Raw genomic sequence first — 19,712 nt, 5'->3', positions numbered from 1 at the left:
CATACAAATCCCGTTTCAAGGACTTCACATGGACGCGCCAACTTCACCCCGCCGCTTTGTGGGGACATCTTTGTGAGCAGTTATAAGGTTCTGGGCGACTGGGGCACCAGCAATCTGCGCCTGTTCCGGGTTCAGGAAGGCCGCATCACCGCGCATCGTGAAGGTCCAGGCATCGGCGAAGTCGGACGCCAGGCCGAATCCGCCTTTGAAAGGGCGATTGCACCCTGGCTCGACGACGGCCCGCCTGTCGAAATTCGCCTTTGCGGCATGGCCGGTGCGCGCGACGGCTGGGTCGAAGCACCCTATGCGCTATGCCCTGCCGATGCGCAGGCATGGCGCGCCGCCGCCATCCGCTTCGACTGGCGCGGAACCCCGCTCAGCATCATGGCCGGGTTGACCTGCACCGGGGCAGATGGCGTCCCCGACGTCATGCGGGGGGAAGAAACGCAGATATTCGGGGCCTGCGCCGCTCATCCCGAACTGGCGCAGGGACGCCACCTCATCGTCCTGCCCGGCACGCATAATAAATGGACGCTGGTCGAAAATGGCCGGGTCGCCGCTTTCCGCACCGTCCCCACGGGGGAAATGTTCGCCCTGCTGCGCGACCGGTCGACTTTGGGGCCAAAGGACGCAACCGGCGATGCGGATCAGGAAGCGGCGGGTTTTGCCGAAGGACTCGACCGCGCCGGGGACGGTCGCCTGCTCACCAGCCTGTTCGCCGCACGGTCGATGCGCTTGCGCAGCGGCAAATCCGCCGACTGGGCGCTGGGCTATCTGTCCGGCCTGCTCATTGGCTGCGAAATCGCGGAAATCCGCGCCACCCTGTCGCACAGCGGCGATGTCGTCCTGATCGGCGACCAGCGCCTGTCCGCCCGCTACGCCATGGCGCTCGATGCGCAGGGCGTCGGCTCCCGATTGCTTGATGGCGAAGCCTGCGCACTCGCTGGCCTTGGCCTTATGGAGAATTGACCATGACCCTTGATGACCTGCTCGCCGAAGGCGTGCCCCCCGTCGTCGCCATTTTGCGCGGCCTCCAGCCTCATGAAGCGCCCGCCGTGGGCGCTGCCCTGGTGGATGCGGGCATTCGCGTCATCGAAGTGCCGCTGAACTCGCCCGACCCGCTGGACAGCATCGCCGCGCTTCAATCCGAATTTGGCGGCACCGCGCTGATCGGTGCCGGGACCGTGCTCTCGGTCGAAGCTGCCGAAGGGCTGCACGGCGTCGGCGGTCGCATCATGGTGACGCCCAACACCGATCCCCAGGTCATCGCCAAGGGGGTTCAGCTGGGGCTTGAAGTCATGCCCGGATTCATGACGCCCAGCGAAGCCTTCGCCGCGATCAATGCGGGCGCGCGTCGCATCAAATTATTCCCCGCCGCCCGGCTGGGCACATCCTATGTAAAGGCGGTCAAGGACGTGCTGCCCCGCAATGTCGGCGTCTGGGCCGTCGGCGGCACCGACGCCGCCACGATTGGCGAATGGCTCGCCGCCGGATGCGAAGGCATTGGCGTGGGCGGCGCGCTCTACCGCCCCGGCGACGGCGCCGCGCAGGTCGGTGAAAAGGCGCGCGAGCTCGTCACCGCATGGAAGGCGGCCAAAGGCGGCTAACCCTGCGCAATCAGGTCGCGCCCTGCGCCTTGTCCCGGTCCAATATCTCCCGCACCTTCCCCGCTAAGTCGGCATAGGTGAAGGGCTTGGTCAGCAATTCCACGCCGGGGTCCAACCGACCATGGTGAAAAATGGCGTTGCGCGCATATCCGGTGGCGAACAATATCTTCAGTCCGGGGTGGCGCGCCAGCGCCTCTCCCGCAATATCCGCTCCGGTCATGCCGCCGGGCAGGATGACATCGGTGAACAGCATGTCGATCGGCGGTGAAGCCTCGTCCAGCCGGGCGAGCGCGGTCTGCCCATCCTCCGCCTCTACGACCTGGTAACCCAGTTCGGTCAGCACCTCGACCGAATAGGCGCGCACCTTTTCGTCATCCTCGCACACCAATATCGTCTCGCCATCGCGGCCCTTGGGCGTCTGGGACGGCGCGGCCAGTTGGTCGTTCGCGGCGATCTCGCCGTAACTGCGGGGCAGGTACAGCTTGACCGTCGTTCCCTGTCCGGGTTCGGAATAAACGCGCAGATGGCCGCCAGACTGTTTGATGAAGCCATAGACCATGGACAGGCCAAGGCCCGTTCCGCGCCCTACTTCCTTGGTTGTAAAGAATGGCTCGATTGCCCGTCTCAGCGTGTCTGCATCCATGCCATGTCCCGTGTCTGACAGGCATATCAGTACATATTGGCCGGGGCTGATATCCTCCTCCTGCGCGGCATAAAGGGCATCGATGTGGGTGTTCGCGACCTCGATGGTCAGCTTCCCGCCATCGGGCATCGCGTCGCGCGCATTGACCGCCAGGTTCAACAGTACATTTTCCATTTGGTAGACGTCGATTTCAATCGGCCATGCGCCAGCCGCCTGTATCGTTTCCAGTTCGATGGTGGCGCCCAGCGTCCGGCTCAACAATTCGGTAGTTTGTCCTACCAGATGGTTGGGGTCTGCCCGTTCGGGGGCCAATGGCTGGCGGCGGGAAAATGCCAGCAAGCGCTGCGTCAGCATCGCGGCGCGCTCCGCGCCCGCCATGGCATTGTCGACCGCTCGTCTCAGCTTGTCATTGCCGTCCAGCCTGCGCTGCAACAGTTCCAGATTACCCGTCACCACTTGCAACAAGTTGTTGAAGTCATGGGCAACACCCCCGGTCAGCTGGCCCAGCGTCTCCATCTTCTGCGCCTGCCGCAGTGCCGCTTCTGTCTCTGCCAGCGCCTGCGCATGCATCCGCTGTTCCGTCACGTCGCGGGCCACGCAATAGATCAACCCATTGTCCGGCACTGCCGTCCAGCTGAAGTTGCGATAGCTGCCATCCTTTGCCCTGAACCGGTTTTCAAATCGCTGCGTGGCAATGCCGTCACGCAGGTTTTCGACCTCATAGCGGGTTTTGCCAAAATCGTCGGGATGCTCCATCCATTGGGACGTGCGGCCCACCAGCTCGTCTTCGCTCCACCCCAATATGTCGGTCCAGGCGGGACTGGCGGACAGCCAGACCCCGGCTTCGTCCGCAATCAGAAACGGGTCGCGCGCCAATGTCCACAGGCGGTTGCGCTCGGCTTGCATCTGCCGTTCCCACTCAACCCGCCGCGTGGTTTCATTGACGATGCACAGCACGCCGCCGATGGACCCGTCCATTTCAAACACCGGCGAATAGCTGATGTCGAAATAGACCTGCTCGCCGCGCCCGCCTGCGCGTTCGATATAAAAGGGGCGATCCTTCGCATGGACTGTCTCGCCGTCTTTCACCACCGACAGCAGCAGCGGTTCCAGGTCGTGCCACAATTCCGCCCAGCCTTCGCGCGCCGGACGGCCCAAAGCGCGGGGATGCTTGTCGCCGATCGTGGGCGCATAGGCTTCATTATACAGGGCGCACAGGTCCGGGCCCCAGAACAGTACGATCTCCGCTTTGGACGACAGCATCAGGCGGACCGCCGACAGCAGCGCGGGGGACCATCGATCCACCGGCCCCAAAGGCGAACGCGTATCGATGTGCGCGGTCAACTCGCCCAACGGTCCTTGCGCCGCGATCATCCCGGCGAAGTCCTGCGCCGGGGCGCTCATTGATTATATTCGATTAATCGCTTCATCATTCGGGATACGCCCGGCTGCGCGAATGTATCCGCTATCCCGCTTGGCGCATTCGCTTTTCCGCCCGCTTTCCACCCTCTTGCCACGGCCCGGTCGTGGGGGCATGAACCGCCACCATGACCGCGCCCACCCTTCGCCGCTCCGCCCTTCGTCGGCCCGCCATGCCCGCGCCCCGACCGGTTCCGATCGCCCGGTGGCTGCTGGCCGTCGCGGCGCTCGTCTTTCTGATGGTCGTGGTCGGGGGCATTACGCGTCTCACCGAATCTGGCCTTTCGATCACCGAATGGAAACCCATCACCGGGGCCATTCCGCCGCTTACCCACGACCAATGGATGGACGCATTCCGGCTATATCAACAGATCCCGGAATATCAGGAAATCAACCGGGGCATGACCCTGTCCGATTTTCAGTTCATCTTCTTCTGGGAATGGGTGCACCGGCTGCTGGGGCGGTTGATCGGGCTGGCCTTCGCGCTGCCGCTCATCTGGTTTGCGTGGGCACGTGCCATTCCGGCGGGCTACGGCCTACGGCTCGTCGCGCTGCTGGCGCTGGGCGGGCTTCAGGGTGCTATCGGTTGGTGGATGGTGACGTCCGGCCTGTCGGTGCGCACCGATGTCAGCCATTACCGGCTGGCGGTGCATCTGCTCACCGCCCTGTTCATCATCGGCGGGCTGGTCTGGACCGCGCTCGACCTGCTGGCGCTGGGCCGCGATCCTGCTTCCCATCCGTCGGCGCTGCGGCCCTTTGCGTTCGTCGTCCTGCTCATCCTGCTGGTCCAGCTGATGTTCGGGGCGTTCACGGCGGGGCTGGATGCTGGCTATGTCTCCAACACATGGCCGTTGATGAATGATCACCTCGTGCCGGACGGCATTATATGGCTGGGGTCGCTGTGGGCGACCTTGTCCAGCGATCCCTATCTCGTCCATTTCATCCATCGCTGGTGGGCCTGGGCCGCTGCCATCGCCCTCATCCTCCTGGCGCGCGGCGCAAAGCGGGCAGGGCAGCGGGGCGCTTCCATCGCCATCAACGCCACGGTCGGGACGCAGGTCGCGCTCGGCATCGCAACGGTGGTCAGTGGCATCGCCCTCCCGCTGGCCGTGTTGCACCAGGCCATAGGCGCTCTCGTCGTGGCCGCCGCTGCCTGGGGCGCGCATGCAATCGGCAAGCGCTGAAATGACGGGTATTATTTTACCCGTCAGGAAAGCCGCCGAATCTCTTGACTTTCGGCCCCCCGCCCGTCATTAGCGCCCATCTTCTGAAAGCCCAAAACGTTTTCAGTTCACTATTTCATTCTGGAGATTGGCACCATGAAGGCGCTGATGAAGACCACCAAGCCGGCAACCCCGGCAACGGTCGAAAAGAAGTGGATCCTGATCGACGCGGAAGGTCTCGTCGTCGGCCGCCTCGCTTCGACCGTCGCGAATATCCTCCGCGGCAAGCACAAGACGTCCTTCACCCCCCACGTCGATTGTGGTGACAATGTCATCATCATCAACGCTGGCAAGGTGAAGTTCACCGGCCGCAAACTGACCGACAAGGTCTATTACAAGCACACCGGCTACGCTGGCGGCATCAAGGAAACCACGCCTGCCAAGATCCTGGAAGGCCGCTTCCCTGAGCGCGTTCTGGAAAAAGCCATTGAGCGCATGATCCCCCGCGGTCCGCTCGGCCGTCAGCAGATGCGCAACCTGCGCGTCTTCTCCGGCGCGGAGCATCCGCACGAAGCGCAGAACCCCGAAGTGCTCGATTTCGCGTCGCGCAACCGCAAGAACAAGGTGGGTGCATAATGTCCGATAACCGCCAGTCCCTGTCCGACCTCGCGTCGCTGACCGCCAACGCTCCGGCTCCTGTCGCCGATCAGGCCGAATCCGCTGCCGTTGACGCGCCCATCGCCCCGGTTCAGCCTTCCGCCCCGCTGCGTGACCAGGAAATCGACAGCCTTGGCCGCGCTTACGCCACCGGCCGCCGTAAGGACGCCGTCGCGCGTGTTTGGGTAAAGCCCGGCACCGGCAAGATCACGGTCAATGGCCGCGATCAGGAAATCTATTTCGCCCGCCCGACCCTGCGTCTGGTCATCAACCAGCCGTTCGGCGTAACCGACCGTACAGGTCAGTATGACGTGATCGCCACCGTCAAGGGCGGTGGCCTGTCCGGTCAAGCCGGTGCGGTCAAGCACGGCATCGCCCAGGCGCTGACGAAGTACGAACCGGCGCTGCGCAGCGCGGTCAAGGCCGAAGGCTTCCTGACCCGCGACAGCCGCACCGTCGAACGTAAGAAATATGGCCGCGCCAAGGCTCGCCGCAGCTTCCAGTTCTCGAAGCGCTAAGCGTTTCTTCAACCAACTATCGGAAAGGGCCGGCATTTGTCGGCCCTTTTCTTATGCCCATCGTCCGTTCCGTTTCCGAATCGAAGGCAACTTCCTCCTGCTCCGACAGTTGGTTCAGTAACTTCAACCGACAGGAGATATTCGATGGGCGAACTGACCGACAAATTGAAAGCTGCGGGCAACAAGGCAGCGGGCGCGGCTAAGGAAGCAGTGGGCCGCCACCAGCGTGACCCGGCCCTCGAAGCAGAAGGTCGTGCACAGAAGGCAAAAGGCACGGCTCAGAACGTCAAGGGTTCGATCAAGGGCGCATTGGGCGACGACATCTGAGCCAAACCTACTGACATAAGGCCCCATCTCAGATGGGGCCTTTATATTGATCAGCTTGACGTGCGGCGTAATGTAACTGCCGCCAAGTCCCGCCTCACCAAATCCTCATTCCATGAGAACCGAACTCTGCTGCGGTGTGGAAAGCACCGCCCAATAAACCACAGCCTGCGCTCTCCAGTGGAAAATCGGACAAAGACCGTTATGGATACAGGGAGGTAAGATCAGGACTGGGAATCATGGGCAGGCGTTATTTCGGCACCGACGGCATCAGGGGGCGCACTAACAAATGGCCTATGACGGCGGAACTGGCGATGAAGGTCGGCATGGCCGCCGGAAAGCATTTTCAACGTGGCAGCCATCGCCATCGGGTCGTGATCGGCAAGGATACGCGGCTGTCTGGTTATATGGTGGAAAATGCGCTGGTCGCTGGCTTTACCGCCGTTGGCATGGACGTCGTCCAGTTCGGACCGATCCCGACCCCCGCCGTTGCCCTGCTCGCCCATTCGATGCGCGCCGATCTGGGCGTCATGATTTCCGCCAGCCACAATCCCTATGCCGACAACGGCATCAAGCTGTTCGGCCCGGATGGCTATAAGCTTTCGGACGAAGACGAACTGAAGATCGAAGCGATGCTGGAGCAGGACATTCCGCTCGCGCCATCGGCTGAGATTGGCCGTGCGCGCCGCGTCGAAGATGCTCGCGGACGCTACATCCACGCCGTCAAGTCGAGCTTCCCCGCTGATCTTCGGCTCGACGGGCTCAAGATCGTCGTCGATTGCGCCAATGGTGCCGCCTACCAAGTCGCACCATCGGCGCTGTGGGAACTGGGCGCCGAAGTCGTCGCTGTCGGGGTGTCGCCGAACGGCGTCAATATCAACGACCAGTGCGGATCGACGTCACCCCAGCTTTGCCGGGAAACCGTTATTTCGTCAGGGGCAGACATCGGTATCGCGCTGGACGGCGACGCCGACCGGCTGATCATCGTCGATGAAAAGGGCCAGATCGTCGATGGCGACCAGATTATGGCGCTGATTGCGGGCAATTTCGCGCGGGACGGAGCATTGCGCGGCGGCGGCCTGGTGGCGACGGTCATGTCCAACCTGGGACTGGAGCGCCATCTCGTCGGGCAGGGCATCGGTCTTGAGCGTACCAAGGTTGGCGACCGTTATGTGCTGGAGCGGATGCGTGAGGGCGGGTTCAATGTCGGCGGCGAACAGTCCGGCCACATGATCCTGAGCGACTATGGGACAACGGGCGACGGCACGGTCGCAGCCTTGCAGGTGTTGGCCGCGCTGGTTCGTTCCGGCAAACCCGCCAGCGAATTGCTCCATCAGTTCGATCCTGTTCCGCAACTGCTGAAAAATGTCCGTTTTTCAGGGGGCAAGCCGTTGGAGCATGATGACGTGAAACGGGTAATCGCCCAGGCGGAGACGGAGCTGAATGGCTGTGGCCGTCTGGTCATCCGTCCTTCGGGGACGGAGCCTGTCATTCGCGTCATGGCCGAAGGGGACCGGGAAGAACAGGTCAGGGATATTGTCGATCGCATCTGCGATGCCGTGGCCCGGGTCGCGGCCTGATGCTGGAAATGCGTCCCGATTGTGAGCGGTGCGGCGTGGACTTGCCTGCGGATGAGCCGGGTGCCTTCATCTGTTCGTTCGAATGCACTTTCTGCGCGCCATGCGCCGAGGCGCTGGATGATCGCTGCCCCAATTGCCGTGGGGAATTGATGGACCGGCCTGCCCGTGCGGGTGAAGCCCTCGTCCGTCATCCCGCAACTACGCAACGCTATCATAAGGTATGACCGTCCCGCGTATTCTCGTTATCGCCGGGTCGGATAGCGGCGGCGGCGCTGGCATTCAGGCGGACATTCGCACCGTCACCTTGCTGGGCGGCCATGCCATGACCGCCATTACGGCGATTACTGCGCAAAATACGATGGGCGTTCAGGGCGTGCACGCCGTCCCAGTCGATATGGTGCTGCAGCAGATGGAAAGCGTCATCAGCGATATCGGGGTGGACGCGGTCAAGATCGGCATGATCGGTTCGGCTGAGACCGCCGCCGCAGTCGCTGACAGGCTGGCCGTGCTGGAAAATGTGCCCATCGTCTTCGATCCCGTCATGGTCGCCACCAGCGGTTCCGCGTTGGCTGATGACGCCACGATTGCATCGTTCGAGCGGCTGATGGCAATCGCTACGCTGATCACCCCCAATATTCCTGAACTGGCGGCGCTGGGCGGGGAGGAAATCGCCATCCGTTTCGGCACGCATGTCCTCGCGAAGGGCGGGCATGCCGCGGGACCGATGTTGACCGACCGGCTGATTGGTCCGCATGGCGTGCTGAAGGCATGGAGCAACGCCCGGATCGACACGCAGCATAGTCATGGCACCGGCTGCACTTTGGCCAGCGCGATAGCAACCGGCCTGGGACAGGGTTGGGATCTGGTCGAATCCATTGAGCGCGCCCGCAAATATGTGCGCGAAGCGTTACGCCTTGCTCCCGGCCTTGGGCAGGGGCGCGGCCCGATGGGCTCGCCGTTCGGATTTCACGCCCATGCCTGATTTCACGCATGAACTGCGCCACCATCCTGGCTTGGTCGCCGGGGTCGATGAAGCGGGCAGGGGGCCGCTCGCCGGGCCGGTGGTCGCGGCGGCGGTCATATTGCGGCAGGAGGATTGTCCCGACGGTCTGAACGATAGCAAGCAGCTGACCGCAGCCCGGCGCGCTGCGCTGGAAGTGGAGATCAAGGCGCGGGCGCTCTGCTGGGGGATCGGCATCGCGTCGGTGGAGGAAATCGACAGCATCAACATCCTCTGGGCGACCATGCTGGCGATGACGCGCGCCATGGAAGCGTTGGACCGGGACTGCGCGCATGTGCTGGTGGATGGCAATCGCTGCCCCCAATGGCGATGGGCATCGACGCCGGTAGTGGAGGGGGACGCCAAATGCCTGTCCATCGCGGCGGCGTCGATCCTGGCGAAAGAAGCGCGGGACCGGATGATGGTGCAAGCGGCTGTCATCCACCCCCATTATGGCTGGGAAAGCAACAAGGGCTATGGCAGCCCCAAGCATCTGGCAGCGCTGCGCGAACATGGGCCGACACCGCTCCACCGCCGCAGCTTTTCCCCTGTCGCGCAGTTGGTGCTGCTGTAGGATCAGGGTGACAAGGGTGCAGCCCGTCTGGCCCCGTCATGCGGGCAGCTTGGTAGGACAGCAAACTCTGCCTGTCCCATGACGGGATCGAAAGCGGATGCCCGCGCGTCTTTGGGGCTGACGACGCTGGGCCTTATGGTTAAAAAAGCCTGTATGCGCCTTGTGCAGATTCTTTCGGGGCTGGTCGCCCTTGCCTTTGCGCCCCATACGCAAGTCGCGTGGGCGCAGTCCACGGATGTCGAACAGCTGACCGTCGGCGGATATCGCTGGCTGGAGGAGGGGCCATTTGAAGGGCCGCTTTACCTGATCATCAGCATCGAACGGCAGGCGATCCATGTTTATGACGGCGACCGGCTCGTCGGTCTGGCCAGTGTGTCGACGGGGGCCAGCGGTCATCGGACGCCGACGGGTGAATTTCCCATCCTGCAAAAACGCGAATGGCATCGGTCGAACCTTTACAGCAACGCGCCCATGCCGTTCATGCAGCGGCTGACCTGGGACGGGATTGCACTGCACGCGGGGCATAATCCGGGTTATCCGGCGAGTCATGGTTGCATACGCCTGCCCACCGGCTTTGCGCGCAAGCTGTTCGCCATGACGCGGATCGGGACGCTGGTGCGGGTAAATGCCGACGAGGTAAGACCGGCGCTGATGCTCGACAAGCTAGTGCTCTATGATCCGGGGTCAGCGATCGTGACCTTCACGCCAGGCGCGCAGCCCGCGCCGGTGCAGCAGGCTGTATTGGCAAAAGAGGTCGCGGTGGAAAAACGGACTGCGGCGGCGACACAGGCTGCGCCCAGGCAGCAAGCCGCAGTGGAGCTGGCTGTTCGGGACATGCCGATGCTGGCGGTTGACCCCGACATTTTCCGACCGCGATTGCGGCGGTGATGGTTGGTTTGGGTGGGGAGCAGACCTCGCCCATCCTGCGGCGTAGGAAGGATTTAACTTTGCAAATAGTGGCAGCGGGGTCCGCTCTTGTCGGACGCGCGCTGAATTAAAGAAGCGGCCGGCACCGGGCCTGGGGCCGACCGCTTCCCAACCCCCCGCTCGGGGAGTTGTCTCTTCAGGCTGCTTCCGCCTCTTCCACCGCGGCGGGCAGTCGGATCAGATAGTCGAACGCCGACAGGGCTGCCGTCGAACCGGCTCCGCAAGCGATCACGATCTGCTTGTAGGGCACCGTCGTGCAGTCACCGGCAGCGAATATGCCCGGCTGGCTGGTTTCGCCGCGTGCGTCAATCTCAATCTCCCCACGCGGTGAGAGGGCGACAGCGTCCTTGAGCCATTCCGTATTGGGGACGAGGCCGATCTGGACGAAAATGCCTTCCAGTTCGACATCATGTTCGGTGCCCTGGTTCCGGTCCTTGTAGCTGAGGCTCGTCACCCTGGCTCCGTCACCTTCTACCTTGGTCGTAAGAGCGGAGGTGATGATGCGGACATTGGGCAGGCTGGCGAGTTTGCGCTGGAGCACGGCGTCGGCGCGCAGCTGGCTGTCAAATTCGATCAGCGTCACATGGGCGACAATACCGGCCAGATCGATCGCCGCTTCGACGCCACTATTGCCGCCGCCAATCACGGCCACGCGCTTGCCTTTGAACAGCGGACCGTCGCAATGGGGGCAGTAGGCAACGCCCTTGTTGCGATATTCATCCTCGCCCGGCACGCCCATCTGCCGCCACCGCGCGCCGGTGGACAGGATTACCGTGCGGCCCTTCAACGACGCGCCATTTTCCAGCACGACTTCATGGTATCCGCCCTCCACGCTGGCCGGGATCAGCTTGGCCGCCTTTTGCAGGTTCATGATGTCGACATCATAATCCTTCACATGCTGTTCCAATTGCGCGGCGAGCTTTGGCCCCTCGGTGTGGGATACCGAGATGAAATTTTCGATCGCCATGGTGTCGAGCACCTGGCCGCCGAAACGCTCTGCGGCGATGCCGGTGCGAATGCCCTTGCGCGCGGCATAGATGGCCGCCGCCGCTCCTGCGGGCCCGCCGCCGACGATCAGCACCTCGAACGGGTCCTGGCTGCGGATCTTTGCAGCGGCCCTGTCCGCCGCGCCGCTGTCGATCTTGGCGACGATCTGCTCCAATTCCATGCGGCCCGAAGCGAAGGGCTCGCCGTTGAGGAATACGGTGGGCACGGCCATGACCTGACGCGCATCGACCTCTTCCTTGAACAGTGCGCCGTCAATGGCAACGTGCTTGATCCGGGGATTGAGCACGCTCATCAGGTTCAGCGCCTGCACCACGTCGGGGCAGTTCTGGCAGGATAGAGAGAAATAGGTTTCGAAGCTGAAATCGCCGTCCAGATCCTTGATCTGCTCCATTAAATCCTGCGCGGCCTTCGACGGATGGCCGCCAACCTGCAGCAGGGCGAGCACCAGCGAGGTGAATTCGTGCCCCATCGGAATGCCCGCGAAGGTCACGCCAATGTCCGTCCCCGCACGGCGGATCATGAAGCTGGGCCTGCGCCGGTCGTTGCCGGAGGTGACGGTCACCTTGTCCGACAGTTCGCCGATTTCGTTCAGCAGCGTTTCCAACTCGCGCGATTTCGCTCCGTCGTCCAGCGATGCCACCAGCTCGATCGGCTGCGTGATGTTCGCCATATAGGCCTTCAGCTGGCCTTTCAGATTTGCGTCCAACATCGTGTCGTAGCTCCATTGAATTGGTGCGCCGTAAACGGGGCGCGCGGGTCCGGTTGCCGGATCTCTTGATCCGGGCATCGTCATTTAGGTCTCTCTGTAACGCTGCGCTCTTGCAAAGGCAGGAGCCAAACTGAGGCAGCGGGACTGGCTCCTGCCTTTGCAAGAGCATGTCAGTAAGCCCCACCGGGCCAGGGAATTGCTCAACCCGGCCCGGTGAGATGTCAGGCAGAGTTAGATCTTGCCGACAAGGTCGAGCGAGGGAGCCAGGGTTTCTTCACCCTCTTCCCACTTGGCCGGGCACACTTCGCCGGGGTGAGCGGCGACATATTGTGCGGCCTTGACCTTGCGCAGCAGTTCGGTCGCGTTGCGGCCTACGCCTTCCGAAGTGATTTCCATGAACTGGATCACGCCTTCGGGATCGACCAGGAAGGTCGCGCGGTCGGCCAGGCCGACGCCCGGGCGCATCACGTCGAAATTGTTCGTGATCTGGCCCGACTGGTCGCCCAGCATGTAATAGTTGATCTTGCCGATGGCGGGCGAGGTGTCGTGCCAGGCCTTGTGGCTGAAATGCGTGTCGGTCGAAACCGAATAGACTTCGACATTCAGCGACTGAAGCGTGGGGTAGATGCCTGCCAGATCTTCCAGTTCCGTCGGACAGACGAAGGTGAAGTCAGCGGGGTAAAAGAAGAAGATCGCCCACTTGCCCTTCACGTCCGCGTCAGTGACGTCGACGAACTTGCCTTCCTTGAATGCGGTGGCTTTGAACGGCTTGATGGTAGTGTTGATAAGCGCCATCGGCTTTCCAGTTCCTTCTAAGGGGGTTTCTGTTGCCCGGCCTATGTAGGGACGGAGGCGAGTCGGGGGAAATTGGTTTTCTCACCCGGTCATATTGAGAAAAACGATCACTGCCCGCTTTATTGATCGACAGGATCGGTTCTGGGCTTCTCAACGATATAGGTCATCGCTTCCTCGACCATGGCCAGGGCCTCGTCTGTCGAGAATGTGGAAGAATCGAGGCATAGTTCCAGCCACAGCCCGTCCAGCATCGCCGTCAGTGCAATGGCGGCGACCCGCGCGGCGGGGCGGGGGATTTGTGGTGCGGCTTCCCTTAGCAGCACTTCCAGCCGTTCACGCGACCCGCCATAGGTTTCGGCATGGGTTGCCGCGATTTCGGGATTGGTCTTCACCAGGCTCCAGAAGGAAATCCAGGTGGCCAGCAAATTGGGGTCCAGCACCGGCGGCTGCAAATTGGCGTGCAGATAGGCCCAAAGGCGCGCGCGGGGATCGGGACCTGCCTGCGCTACGGCCTGCTCCATGGCAGCCGCTACTTTTTCGCCGACATCGCGATAGGTGGCCAAGATCAGTGCTTCGACCCCGTCGAAATAATGGGTGAGCAATCCAGCGGACACGCCTGCGCGGGCGCAGATGGCGCGTACCGACGTTCCCCCCACGCCTTTTTCAGCAAGGCATTGCGCGGTCGCGTCGATCAGCGCCTGCCGCCTGACGTCCGCCGATTCCCGGACGAACCGTGCCCGTGTCTGTCCGGTGCGGGGGCTTTTCGCGATCTTCTCCACGTCTCTTTTCCTGCCACCATGGATGTTCAACTGCCATGGATCGAACATGAGCGTTCACCCGTTTGAGCAAAGGAATGCAAGGGGAAAGATGTATGAAGTCGAACCTGACCTTCAGCCCTGGTCTGCCCATGATGTTGGCGCTGGCATTACTTGGCGGTTGTTCCAAGGCGGTCGACAATCAGGCCGCCTCAAACAATGCGTCGCAGGCCCCGGCGATAGAGGTGATTGACGATCCCGATACGCCGCGCGCTGACGACATGAACGTGACCGTCGAAAGGCCGACGGATGCATGGGTAGGGCGATGGGCCGGGCCGGAAGGGCTGTTTCTGGACATCCAGCCGTCTTCTGATGGACGACCCGACCATGTTTCCATCACCAATCGCGATACATTGGACCGACAGGCGGAATATTCCGGTGTAAGCGAAGGCGCGACGATCCGCTTTGTGCGTGACGGTAGGGATGTCACCATCAGGCCAGGGACGGGCGCGGAGACAGGCTTCAAATATCTGGCGGACAAGAGCGATTGCCTGATCCTCATCCCTGGTCGGGAGGGATATTGCCGCTAAGCGGGGTCCGCCAATTCTTCGAGCGCAGTGAACCGCTGCGACCATAGCGCGCCGTAGATCGCCATCCATTGCACTACCGGGGCCAGCCCCTTCACCCGCGCACTATAATAGGTTTCCCGCCCCGCTCGGCGAGCAGTCACGAGGCGCGCGCGTTTCAGCTTGGCCAGATGGCGGGAGACCATGGGCTGCGACACGGCGGATATGGCGGTCAGCGCGTGGACGCTTTGTTCGCCCTGCCTGACCAGATATTCCAGCAGTGCCCGCCTGGTCCCGTCGGACAGAGCCTTGAATAATTCGTCGCAAGCGGCGCTGCGGTCGCCATGAGAAGGGTGGCTATCCATGGGCAAATCCATAACCATAAAGTTATGAATTGATCAAGGTGAACCCCTGATTTTATCGGAGCAGACGCGTTAACCAAAAAAACTTCCGCCACGCCAAAGGCTGAGTCTTTTGTGCCACACCACCTTATATAGAGTCTTGGGCAGACCAAGGGACTCAATATGTCGTGGCTACTCCATTCGTTCTTTCCGGTGCCGACGGATTGTTAGCAATAAACGCTAAGACGCTGATCTTGACGGCGGACTCCATAGGACTCAACGCTGGTCCCGTAACGAATGGGGGTCCGGCAATGGGTGTGATGGAGCGCGTCGCGACGCGGCGTAAAAGGGCGGTCGCGCCGGTTGAGATTGAGGCGGATCGTCTGCTGCGCGGTGACTGCATCTCTGAAATGGCAAAGCTGCCTGACGGCTGCATCGACATGATCTTTGCCGACCCGCCCTATAACCTGCAGCTGGGCGGCGATCTGTTCCGGCCCGAAGGTGGCCGGGTGGACGCTGTCGATAATGATTGGGACAAGTTCGACACGCTGGGCGCCTATGACCGCTTTACCAAGGCATGGCTGCGGGAAGCGCGTCGCATTCTGAAGCCTAATGGTAGCATCTGGGTGATCGGTAGCTATCACAACATCTTCCGCGTCGGCACGGCGTTGCAGGATGAGGGCTTCTGGATTCTGAACGACGTCATCTGGCGCAAGGCGAACCCGATGCCCAATTTCAAGGGTACGCGGTTCACCAATGCGCATGAAACGCTGATCTGGGCCAGCCAGGGTGAGGACGCCAAATATACGTTCAACTACAAGGCGATGAAGACGCTGAACGACGAACTGCAAATGCGGTCGGACTGGGTGCTTCCCATCTGCGGCGGGCAGGAGCGGTTGAAGCGTAACGGGACGAAGGCGCATCCGACGCAAAAGCCCGAAGCGCTGCTCTATCGCGTGCTGCTGGCCTGCACCAAGCCGGGCGACGTGGTGCTAGACCCCTTTTTCGGCACCGGCACCACGGGCGCGGTGGCCAAGCGCCTGGGCCGCAAGTGGATCGGCATCGAGCGCGAGGACAGCTATATCGAAGTCGCGCTGGAGCGGATTGAGGCCGCGCTGCCGCTCGACGAATCGGCGCTGACCATCATGCAGAGCGCCAGGGCGCAGCCCAAGGTGGCGTTCGGCACGCTGGTTGAAACGGGCTATTTGCAACCCGGCGCGGTGCTGATGGACAGCAAGCGCCGCTGGCAAGCGGTGGTGCGGGCGGACGGATCGCTGAATGTCGGCAGCGATAGCGGGTCGATCCATAAGCTTGGCGCGACGCTGCAGGGCGCGCCAAGCTGCAACGGCTGGACTTTCTGGCATTATGAAGCAGATGGTGGACTGAAACCCATCGATGCGCTGAGGCAGACATATTTGCTGGCCAACGAGCCTTAAAGGGCGCGAGCGTGAACGGCTGGCTGGGGAGCAAAGGTCGGCCTGGCCCTTTGGAAGGACGGTAGATGCTTTCCCAGATGCCTGCGGACGCGCGGCTTTACCTGAAGCCGACATGGTTTGTGCCGTCGCCCATGGGCCTGCCCGACGGGACGGCGGCACGGATGGGCAATGGGCTGATCTGGTTTCAGGCCTATGAGCTGACAGTGCGGAAGGGCCGCGACAGGCTGGCGCGGGTGACGGTGCCGGTCGCGGAACTGGCGGATATGATTGCCGGATTGCCGGAGCCGCTGGCGCGCAGGGCGCAGCAGATCGCCGCGAATATTTCCGCCCCGCGCGCCCCGCTGACCCTTGGCGATCGGACGATCCGCTTCGACGCGCCACAGCTTATGGCGATCCTGAACGTCACGCCGGACAGTTTTTCGGACGGCGGCAAACATGCCGATGATCCGCAGGCCGCTGCTGACGCTGGCTTTGCCATGGCGGCGGCAGGCGCGGCGCTGGTCGATGTTGGCGGCGAATCGACGCGACCCCGCGCGGCCACAATATGGGAAGGGGATGAGATTGCCCGCGTCGTGCCGGTGATCGAACGCCTGGCGGCGGCGGGCGTTGCGGTGTCCATCGACACACGCAAGGCTGCGGTGATGGAAGCTGCCCTTGCAGCCGGGGCGAAGGTGATCAACGACGTCAGCGCTCTGCTCCACGATGCGCGCGCCATGGAGGTGGCAGTGAAGGCGGACTGTCCCGTCATCCTGATGCACGCGCCATCCGCAGGCGATGATCCCCACGACAATGTGGCAGGCTATGCCGATGTGGTTACGGACGTTTTCGACATGCTGGAATCGCGCATCGACGCCTGCATGGCCGCCGGTATCGCGCGGGGCAGGATCATGATCGATCCGGGCCTGGGTTTCGGGAAGTCGCTGGCGGACAATCTGGCACTGGTGAACGACCTGGCCATTTTTCAGGGGCTGGGCGTCCCCGTGCTGTTCGCGGGAAGCCGAAAGCGATTGATCGGCGCTTTGTCCAACGAAGCACCGGCATCGCATCGTCTAGGCGGATCGATAGCGCTGGCCTTCCGCGCGGCGCAACTGGGCGCGCAGATGGTGCGGGTGCATGATGTGCCTGAAAGCGTGCAGGCGCTCCGCCTGTGGCGCGGGCTGGCGGATGCGGGATTGAGCGCGGTTTAGGCAGTAGTCACCACCATCATTATTCAGCTTCTGCGGTCGTCGCGTTGTCCGCCCCATCTGGCGAGGCGACTTTTTGCGCCGCGCCGCCCTGTGGCGCGAAGATTTCCAGACTGTCGAGCGCCCGCGCGGCGATGGCCTGATATTGTTCGCTCAACATTTCGGGATAGGCGAATGTCGCGATGACAGTTCCGCCCTCCGGCTGGCGCAGCACCCGGATGGCGACATTATTGCCGTCATTGTCATTGGCCGTGCCGCGATATTCATTGTCGCCGATAAAGTCGCCATCGACCCCCTCGGCCCCGCTGCTGACCTTCTCGACAATCTGCTGCAGTGTCTGGTCGTTGCGACTGGCCTGCCAGAACACCCGCACATTGGCCCCGGCACCGGGATCTTCGAAAACCGCTCCATCGTCAGTGCTGGCCGATGCGTCCTTTTGCCACCCTTCGGGGAAGGTCACCGAAAAGCCGCGCTTCATATTGACATAGTTGCGGCTTTCCACGTCGTCCGCCTTTGCGGTGGCCAGGGCGCTGGCAGCCGCGGCATTGGCGGCAGCGGCCAGTTCCTCTTGCGTCGGCATGTCCTCGACCGGTTCGGCGCGACCACAGGCGACCAGCAGCAACAGGGGAAGGCAGGCGGTAAGGGGCAAGATTTTCATCTCCCTTCCAAAGCATAGCCGTCCCGACATTTCAACGCCGCAACGACCCATCGAGCGATGAGGTGACGATAAGTCCGGGCTGGAACTTCGGGATGGGCGCGTTCAGGCGGCGCTATCGATGCCCAGTTCCGCCAGCTTGCGGTAAAGGGTGGAACGGCCGATGCCCAGCCGCCGGGCGACTTCGGTCATGCGCCCGCGATAATGGCCGATGGCCAGGCGAATGACGTCCGCTTCGATCTCGGCCAGCTGCCGCACATGGCCGTCGCCTTCGAACAGGGTGATGCCGGCGGCCTCGCGATGGCTTTGCGGAACGGCGCGCAGGCGGGGATGCGTGGTTTCGCCGAGCGCCCGCGACCGGATGTGGCTCGCAATCTGGGGGAAGTCCTGCGGGGTCAGGGCATCGCCTTCGCACAATACAGCCGCGCGGAAGAGGGCGTTTTGCAACTGGCGGACATTGCCCGGCCAGTCATGCTGCATCAGCAGGGCAAGCGCGTCGTCAGTCAGGCCAAGGCTGCGCAACCCTGGCTGAGTCGCGATCCGTGCCAGCAAGTGCCGACACAGCGCGGGCACGTCTCCCAACCGGTCCCGCAGCGGCGGCACGGTGAGTTGAACGACATTCAGGCGATAATAAAGGTCTTCGCGGAAGCGGCCTGCCTCTATCTCATCGACCAGCCGCTTGTTGGTGGCTGCGATTACGCGGACATCGACGTGGAAAGGCCGACGCGCGCCGATGGGCTGCACTTCGCCATCCTGCAGCACCCGCAGCAGTTTCACCTGCGCATCCAGCGGCATTTCGCTGACTTCATCAAGGAAGATCGTTCCGGTGTCGGCGCTCACGAATTTGCCGATATGGCGATCGAATGCGCCCGTGAACGCCCCCCGCTCATGGCCGAACAGGTCGGATTCGACCAGGTTGGCGGGAATCGCGCCGCAGTTCACGGTGATCATCGCCTGCTTGTGACGGGGCGATGCCGCGTGGATCGCGCGGGCGATGACATCCTTGCCGACGCCGCTTTCCCCTTCGATCAGCACCGGGACGCGCGCGCGCGCCGCCTTGGCCGCGATGGCAAGAGCGGCGCGGAACTGGGGTGCGGCTCCGACAACATCCTCGAACGACAGGGCGGCAGAGATTTTCTCGGTCAGGGGGCGCAGTTCGCCCTTGCCATGTTCGCTCGACAAGGTGGCGTTTAGGGCGGCGAGCAGCCGTTCCGGCGCAACGGGTTTTGACAGATAGTCGGTCGCCCCCGCGCGCATGGCTTCCACGGCAACGGCGACGCTGTTGTGCGCGGTCAGGATCAGGATCGGCAGCGCGGGGCGGCGGCTGCGCAGTTCGCGGACAAGGCCCGCGGGCTCGTAGCTCGGGCTCCACTGGTCCAGCAGCACGGCGTCCAGCCGCATGCCGTCCTGCGTGCCCAGCATCGCGATGGCCGTGTCGCCATCATTGGCGAAGATCGTGCGCCATCCCGCGCGCGCGGCCAATGCCGACACCAGCCTGCGTTGCGCAGGCTCGTCATCTATCAGCATCAGCATGGGAACGCCGTCGCGAGCCATTTTGCCCCTCTTGTTGAATTCAGGGCAAAGCCTAGTCGCTGGGAGTAAAGGTCGGCTTAACCGGAACCTATTTTCCGACGTTTGCGGCTTGAGGGGGGGCAGGCTTGGCGATAAGAGGGCGCTCGAAAAAAGCTGACAAGGGGACTGACATGGCGTCGGAAGGAAATATGGACAGCGCGAACCAGACCTATTCGGGGTTCGTGTCCTTGGTGAAATGGGGTACGATTGCGACGGTGATCCTGACCGCCATCGTCGTTCTACTGATATCCGGCTAAGGCACGCGCCGACAGGGGGATG

Annotated in this window: 22 protein-coding genes; 15 read left to right on the top strand and 7 right to left on the bottom strand. The window is 62.6% G+C overall.

Annotated elements, in window-relative coordinates; genetic code table 11:
- The first annotated feature begins 72 nt into the window (after window positions 1-72).
- Window positions 73-969 carry a 2-dehydro-3-deoxygalactonokinase gene (locus tag FHS54_RS01155; RefSeq protein ID WP_167301954.1) on the top strand — a complete coding sequence of 299 codons (897 nt, stop codon included), beginning with the start codon at window positions 73-75 and terminating at the stop codon, window positions 967-969.
- A gap of 2 nt (window positions 970-971) precedes the next feature.
- On the top strand, window positions 972-1,607 hold the full coding sequence (locus FHS54_RS01150) for a 2-dehydro-3-deoxy-6-phosphogalactonate aldolase (protein ID WP_167301953.1): 636 nt from the start codon (window positions 972-974) through the stop codon (window positions 1,605-1,607).
- A 10-nt stretch (window positions 1,608-1,617) separates the two neighbouring features.
- On the opposite strand, the gene FHS54_RS01145 is transcribed toward FHS54_RS01150, so the two are convergent.
- Window positions 1,618-3,654, bottom strand: coding sequence for a hybrid sensor histidine kinase/response regulator (locus FHS54_RS01145; protein ID WP_167301952.1), 2,037 nt, complete (start codon window positions 3,652-3,654; stop codon window positions 1,618-1,620).
- A 143-nt stretch (window positions 3,655-3,797) separates the two neighbouring features.
- Here FHS54_RS01145 and FHS54_RS01140 point away from each other — a divergent pair, with 143 nt between their 5' ends.
- From FHS54_RS01140 to FHS54_RS01100, 9 genes are all read left to right on the top strand, one after another.
- Window positions 3,798-4,853, top strand: a complete 1,056-nt coding sequence (locus tag FHS54_RS01140; protein WP_167301951.1) for a COX15/CtaA family protein — start codon at window positions 3,798-3,800, stop codon at window positions 4,851-4,853.
- 135 nt (window positions 4,854-4,988) lie between these two features.
- Window positions 4,989-5,468 (top strand): 50S ribosomal protein L13, encoded by a 480-nt coding sequence (rplM, locus tag FHS54_RS01135; protein WP_167301950.1) that lies wholly within the window; start codon window positions 4,989-4,991, stop codon window positions 5,466-5,468.
- The gene (gene rpsI / locus FHS54_RS01130; protein WP_167301949.1) at window positions 5,468-6,007 is read left to right on the top strand and encodes a 30S ribosomal protein S9; all 540 of its coding nucleotides are present in this window, start codon (window positions 5,468-5,470) and stop codon (window positions 6,005-6,007) included. Before rplM ends, rpsI begins: the two co-directional genes overlap by 1 nt.
- Before the next feature lie 144 nt (window positions 6,008-6,151).
- Window positions 6,152-6,334 (top strand): CsbD family protein, encoded by a 183-nt coding sequence (locus FHS54_RS01125; RefSeq protein WP_167301948.1) that lies wholly within the window; start codon window positions 6,152-6,154, stop codon window positions 6,332-6,334.
- Between the two features lie 236 nt (window positions 6,335-6,570).
- Window positions 6,571-7,911: a phosphoglucosamine mutase gene (gene glmM, locus FHS54_RS01120; protein WP_167301947.1), complete on the top strand. Its 1,341-nt coding sequence runs from the start codon at window positions 6,571-6,573 to the stop codon at window positions 7,909-7,911.
- Entirely contained in the window at window positions 7,911-8,135 is a 225-nt protein-coding gene (locus tag FHS54_RS01115; RefSeq protein ID WP_167301946.1) for a DUF1272 domain-containing protein, read from the top strand. The genes glmM and FHS54_RS01115 overlap by 1 nt, the downstream gene beginning before the upstream one ends.
- Window positions 8,132-8,893 carry a bifunctional hydroxymethylpyrimidine kinase/phosphomethylpyrimidine kinase gene (gene thiD / locus FHS54_RS01110; RefSeq protein WP_167301945.1) on the top strand — a complete coding sequence of 254 codons (762 nt, stop codon included), beginning with the start codon at window positions 8,132-8,134 and terminating at the stop codon, window positions 8,891-8,893. Before FHS54_RS01115 ends, thiD begins: the two co-directional genes overlap by 4 nt.
- A complete protein-coding gene (locus FHS54_RS01105; protein ID WP_167301944.1) occupies window positions 8,886-9,485 on the top strand; it encodes a ribonuclease HII in 600 nt (199 codons plus the stop codon). The genes thiD and FHS54_RS01105 overlap by 8 nt, the downstream gene beginning before the upstream one ends.
- A gap of 78 nt (window positions 9,486-9,563) precedes the next feature.
- A complete protein-coding gene (locus tag FHS54_RS01100; protein WP_243855547.1) occupies window positions 9,564-10,373 on the top strand; it encodes a L,D-transpeptidase family protein in 810 nt (269 codons plus the stop codon).
- A gap of 175 nt (window positions 10,374-10,548) precedes the next feature.
- Here FHS54_RS01100 and ahpF read toward each other — a convergent pair whose 3' ends face one another.
- The 3 genes from ahpF to betI form a co-directional block, all read right to left on the bottom strand.
- Window positions 10,549-12,129: an alkyl hydroperoxide reductase subunit F gene (ahpF, locus tag FHS54_RS01095; protein WP_167301943.1), complete on the bottom strand. Its 1,581-nt coding sequence runs from the start codon at window positions 12,127-12,129 to the stop codon at window positions 10,549-10,551.
- Window positions 12,130-12,360: 231 nt separating this feature from the next.
- Window positions 12,361-12,924: an alkyl hydroperoxide reductase subunit C gene (gene ahpC, locus FHS54_RS01090; RefSeq protein ID WP_167301942.1), complete on the bottom strand. Its 564-nt coding sequence runs from the start codon at window positions 12,922-12,924 to the stop codon at window positions 12,361-12,363.
- Window positions 12,925-13,043: 119 nt separating this feature from the next.
- Window positions 13,044-13,703, bottom strand: a complete 660-nt coding sequence (gene betI, locus FHS54_RS01085; RefSeq protein ID WP_341785916.1) for a transcriptional regulator BetI — start codon at window positions 13,701-13,703, stop codon at window positions 13,044-13,046.
- Window positions 13,704-13,795: 92 nt separating this feature from the next.
- Between betI and FHS54_RS01080 the strand changes: the two genes are divergently transcribed.
- The gene (locus FHS54_RS01080; RefSeq protein WP_167301940.1) at window positions 13,796-14,269 is read left to right on the top strand and encodes a hypothetical protein; all 474 of its coding nucleotides are present in this window, start codon (window positions 13,796-13,798) and stop codon (window positions 14,267-14,269) included.
- Here FHS54_RS01080 and FHS54_RS01075 read toward each other — a convergent pair.
- The gene (locus FHS54_RS01075; RefSeq protein ID WP_167301939.1) at window positions 14,266-14,610 is read right to left on the bottom strand and encodes an ArsR/SmtB family transcription factor; all 345 of its coding nucleotides are present in this window, start codon (window positions 14,608-14,610) and stop codon (window positions 14,266-14,268) included. The genes FHS54_RS01080 and FHS54_RS01075 overlap by 4 nt on opposite strands.
- Before the next feature lie 287 nt (window positions 14,611-14,897).
- Here FHS54_RS01075 and FHS54_RS01070 point away from each other — a divergent pair, with 287 nt between their 5' ends.
- Window positions 14,898-16,022: a site-specific DNA-methyltransferase gene (locus FHS54_RS01070; RefSeq protein WP_167301938.1), complete on the top strand. Its 1,125-nt coding sequence runs from the start codon at window positions 14,898-14,900 to the stop codon at window positions 16,020-16,022.
- Window positions 16,023-16,087: 65 nt separating this feature from the next.
- A complete protein-coding gene (gene folP, locus FHS54_RS01065; protein ID WP_167301937.1) occupies window positions 16,088-17,209 on the top strand; it encodes a dihydropteroate synthase in 1,122 nt (373 codons plus the stop codon).
- Between the two features lie 19 nt (window positions 17,210-17,228).
- Here folP and FHS54_RS01060 read toward each other — a convergent pair whose 3' ends face one another.
- A complete protein-coding gene (locus FHS54_RS01060; protein WP_167301936.1) occupies window positions 17,229-17,864 on the bottom strand; it encodes a hypothetical protein in 636 nt (211 codons plus the stop codon).
- 102 nt (window positions 17,865-17,966) lie between these two features.
- Window positions 17,967-19,415, bottom strand: a complete 1,449-nt coding sequence (locus tag FHS54_RS01055) for a sigma-54-dependent transcriptional regulator (RefSeq protein ID WP_167301935.1) — start codon at window positions 19,413-19,415, stop codon at window positions 17,967-17,969.
- Window positions 19,416-19,564: 149 nt separating this feature from the next.
- Between FHS54_RS01055 and FHS54_RS01050 the strand changes: the two genes are divergently transcribed.
- A complete protein-coding gene (locus FHS54_RS01050; RefSeq protein WP_167301934.1) occupies window positions 19,565-19,690 on the top strand; it encodes an aa3-type cytochrome c oxidase subunit IV in 126 nt (41 codons plus the stop codon).
- Window positions 19,691-19,712: the final 22 nt, after the last annotated feature.

It is taken from the genome of Sphingobium vermicomposti (assembly GCF_011762025.1).
Lineage (GTDB): Bacteria > Pseudomonadota > Alphaproteobacteria > Sphingomonadales > Sphingomonadaceae > Sphingobium > Sphingobium vermicomposti.
This window is presented reverse-complemented; position numbering and strand designations above follow the sequence as displayed.

Coding starts and splice junctions, on each gene's coding strand:
- FHS54_RS01060 (WP_167301936.1), bottom strand. CDS start 17,864: ATGAAAATCTTGCCCCTTACCGCCTGCCTTCCCCTGTTGCTGCTGGTC.
- FHS54_RS01150 (WP_167301953.1), top strand. CDS start 972: ATGACCCTTGATGACCTGCTCGCCGAAGGCGTGCCCCCCGTCGTCGCC.
- FHS54_RS01075 (WP_167301939.1), bottom strand. CDS start 14,610: ATGGATAGCCACCCTTCTCATGGCGACCGCAGCGCCGCTTGCGACGAA.
- FHS54_RS01100 (WP_243855547.1), top strand. CDS start 9,564: ATGACGGGATCGAAAGCGGATGCCCGCGCGTCTTTGGGGCTGACGACG.
- glmM (WP_167301947.1), top strand. CDS start 6,571: ATGGGCAGGCGTTATTTCGGCACCGACGGCATCAGGGGGCGCACTAAC.
- FHS54_RS01080 (WP_167301940.1), top strand. CDS start 13,796: ATGAAGTCGAACCTGACCTTCAGCCCTGGTCTGCCCATGATGTTGGCG.
- thiD (WP_167301945.1), top strand. CDS start 8,132: ATGACCGTCCCGCGTATTCTCGTTATCGCCGGGTCGGATAGCGGCGGC.
- rpsI (WP_167301949.1), top strand. CDS start 5,468: ATGTCCGATAACCGCCAGTCCCTGTCCGACCTCGCGTCGCTGACCGCC.
- ahpF (WP_167301943.1), bottom strand. CDS start 12,129: ATGTTGGACGCAAATCTGAAAGGCCAGCTGAAGGCCTATATGGCGAAC.
- rplM (WP_167301950.1), top strand. CDS start 4,989: ATGAAGGCGCTGATGAAGACCACCAAGCCGGCAACCCCGGCAACGGTC.
- FHS54_RS01145 (WP_167301952.1), bottom strand. CDS start 3,654: ATGAGCGCCCCGGCGCAGGACTTCGCCGGGATGATCGCGGCGCAAGGA.
- FHS54_RS01050 (WP_167301934.1), top strand. CDS start 19,565: ATGGCGTCGGAAGGAAATATGGACAGCGCGAACCAGACCTATTCGGGG.
- folP (WP_167301937.1), top strand. CDS start 16,088: ATGCTTTCCCAGATGCCTGCGGACGCGCGGCTTTACCTGAAGCCGACA.
- FHS54_RS01125 (WP_167301948.1), top strand. CDS start 6,152: ATGGGCGAACTGACCGACAAATTGAAAGCTGCGGGCAACAAGGCAGCG.
- FHS54_RS01055 (WP_167301935.1), bottom strand. CDS start 19,415: ATGGCTCGCGACGGCGTTCCCATGCTGATGCTGATAGATGACGAGCCT.
- FHS54_RS01140 (WP_167301951.1), top strand. CDS start 3,798: ATGACCGCGCCCACCCTTCGCCGCTCCGCCCTTCGTCGGCCCGCCATG.
- FHS54_RS01105 (WP_167301944.1), top strand. CDS start 8,886: ATGCCTGATTTCACGCATGAACTGCGCCACCATCCTGGCTTGGTCGCC.
- FHS54_RS01115 (WP_167301946.1), top strand. CDS start 7,911: ATGCTGGAAATGCGTCCCGATTGTGAGCGGTGCGGCGTGGACTTGCCT.
- ahpC (WP_167301942.1), bottom strand. CDS start 12,924: ATGGCGCTTATCAACACTACCATCAAGCCGTTCAAAGCCACCGCATTC.
- FHS54_RS01070 (WP_167301938.1), top strand. CDS start 14,898: ATGGGTGTGATGGAGCGCGTCGCGACGCGGCGTAAAAGGGCGGTCGCG.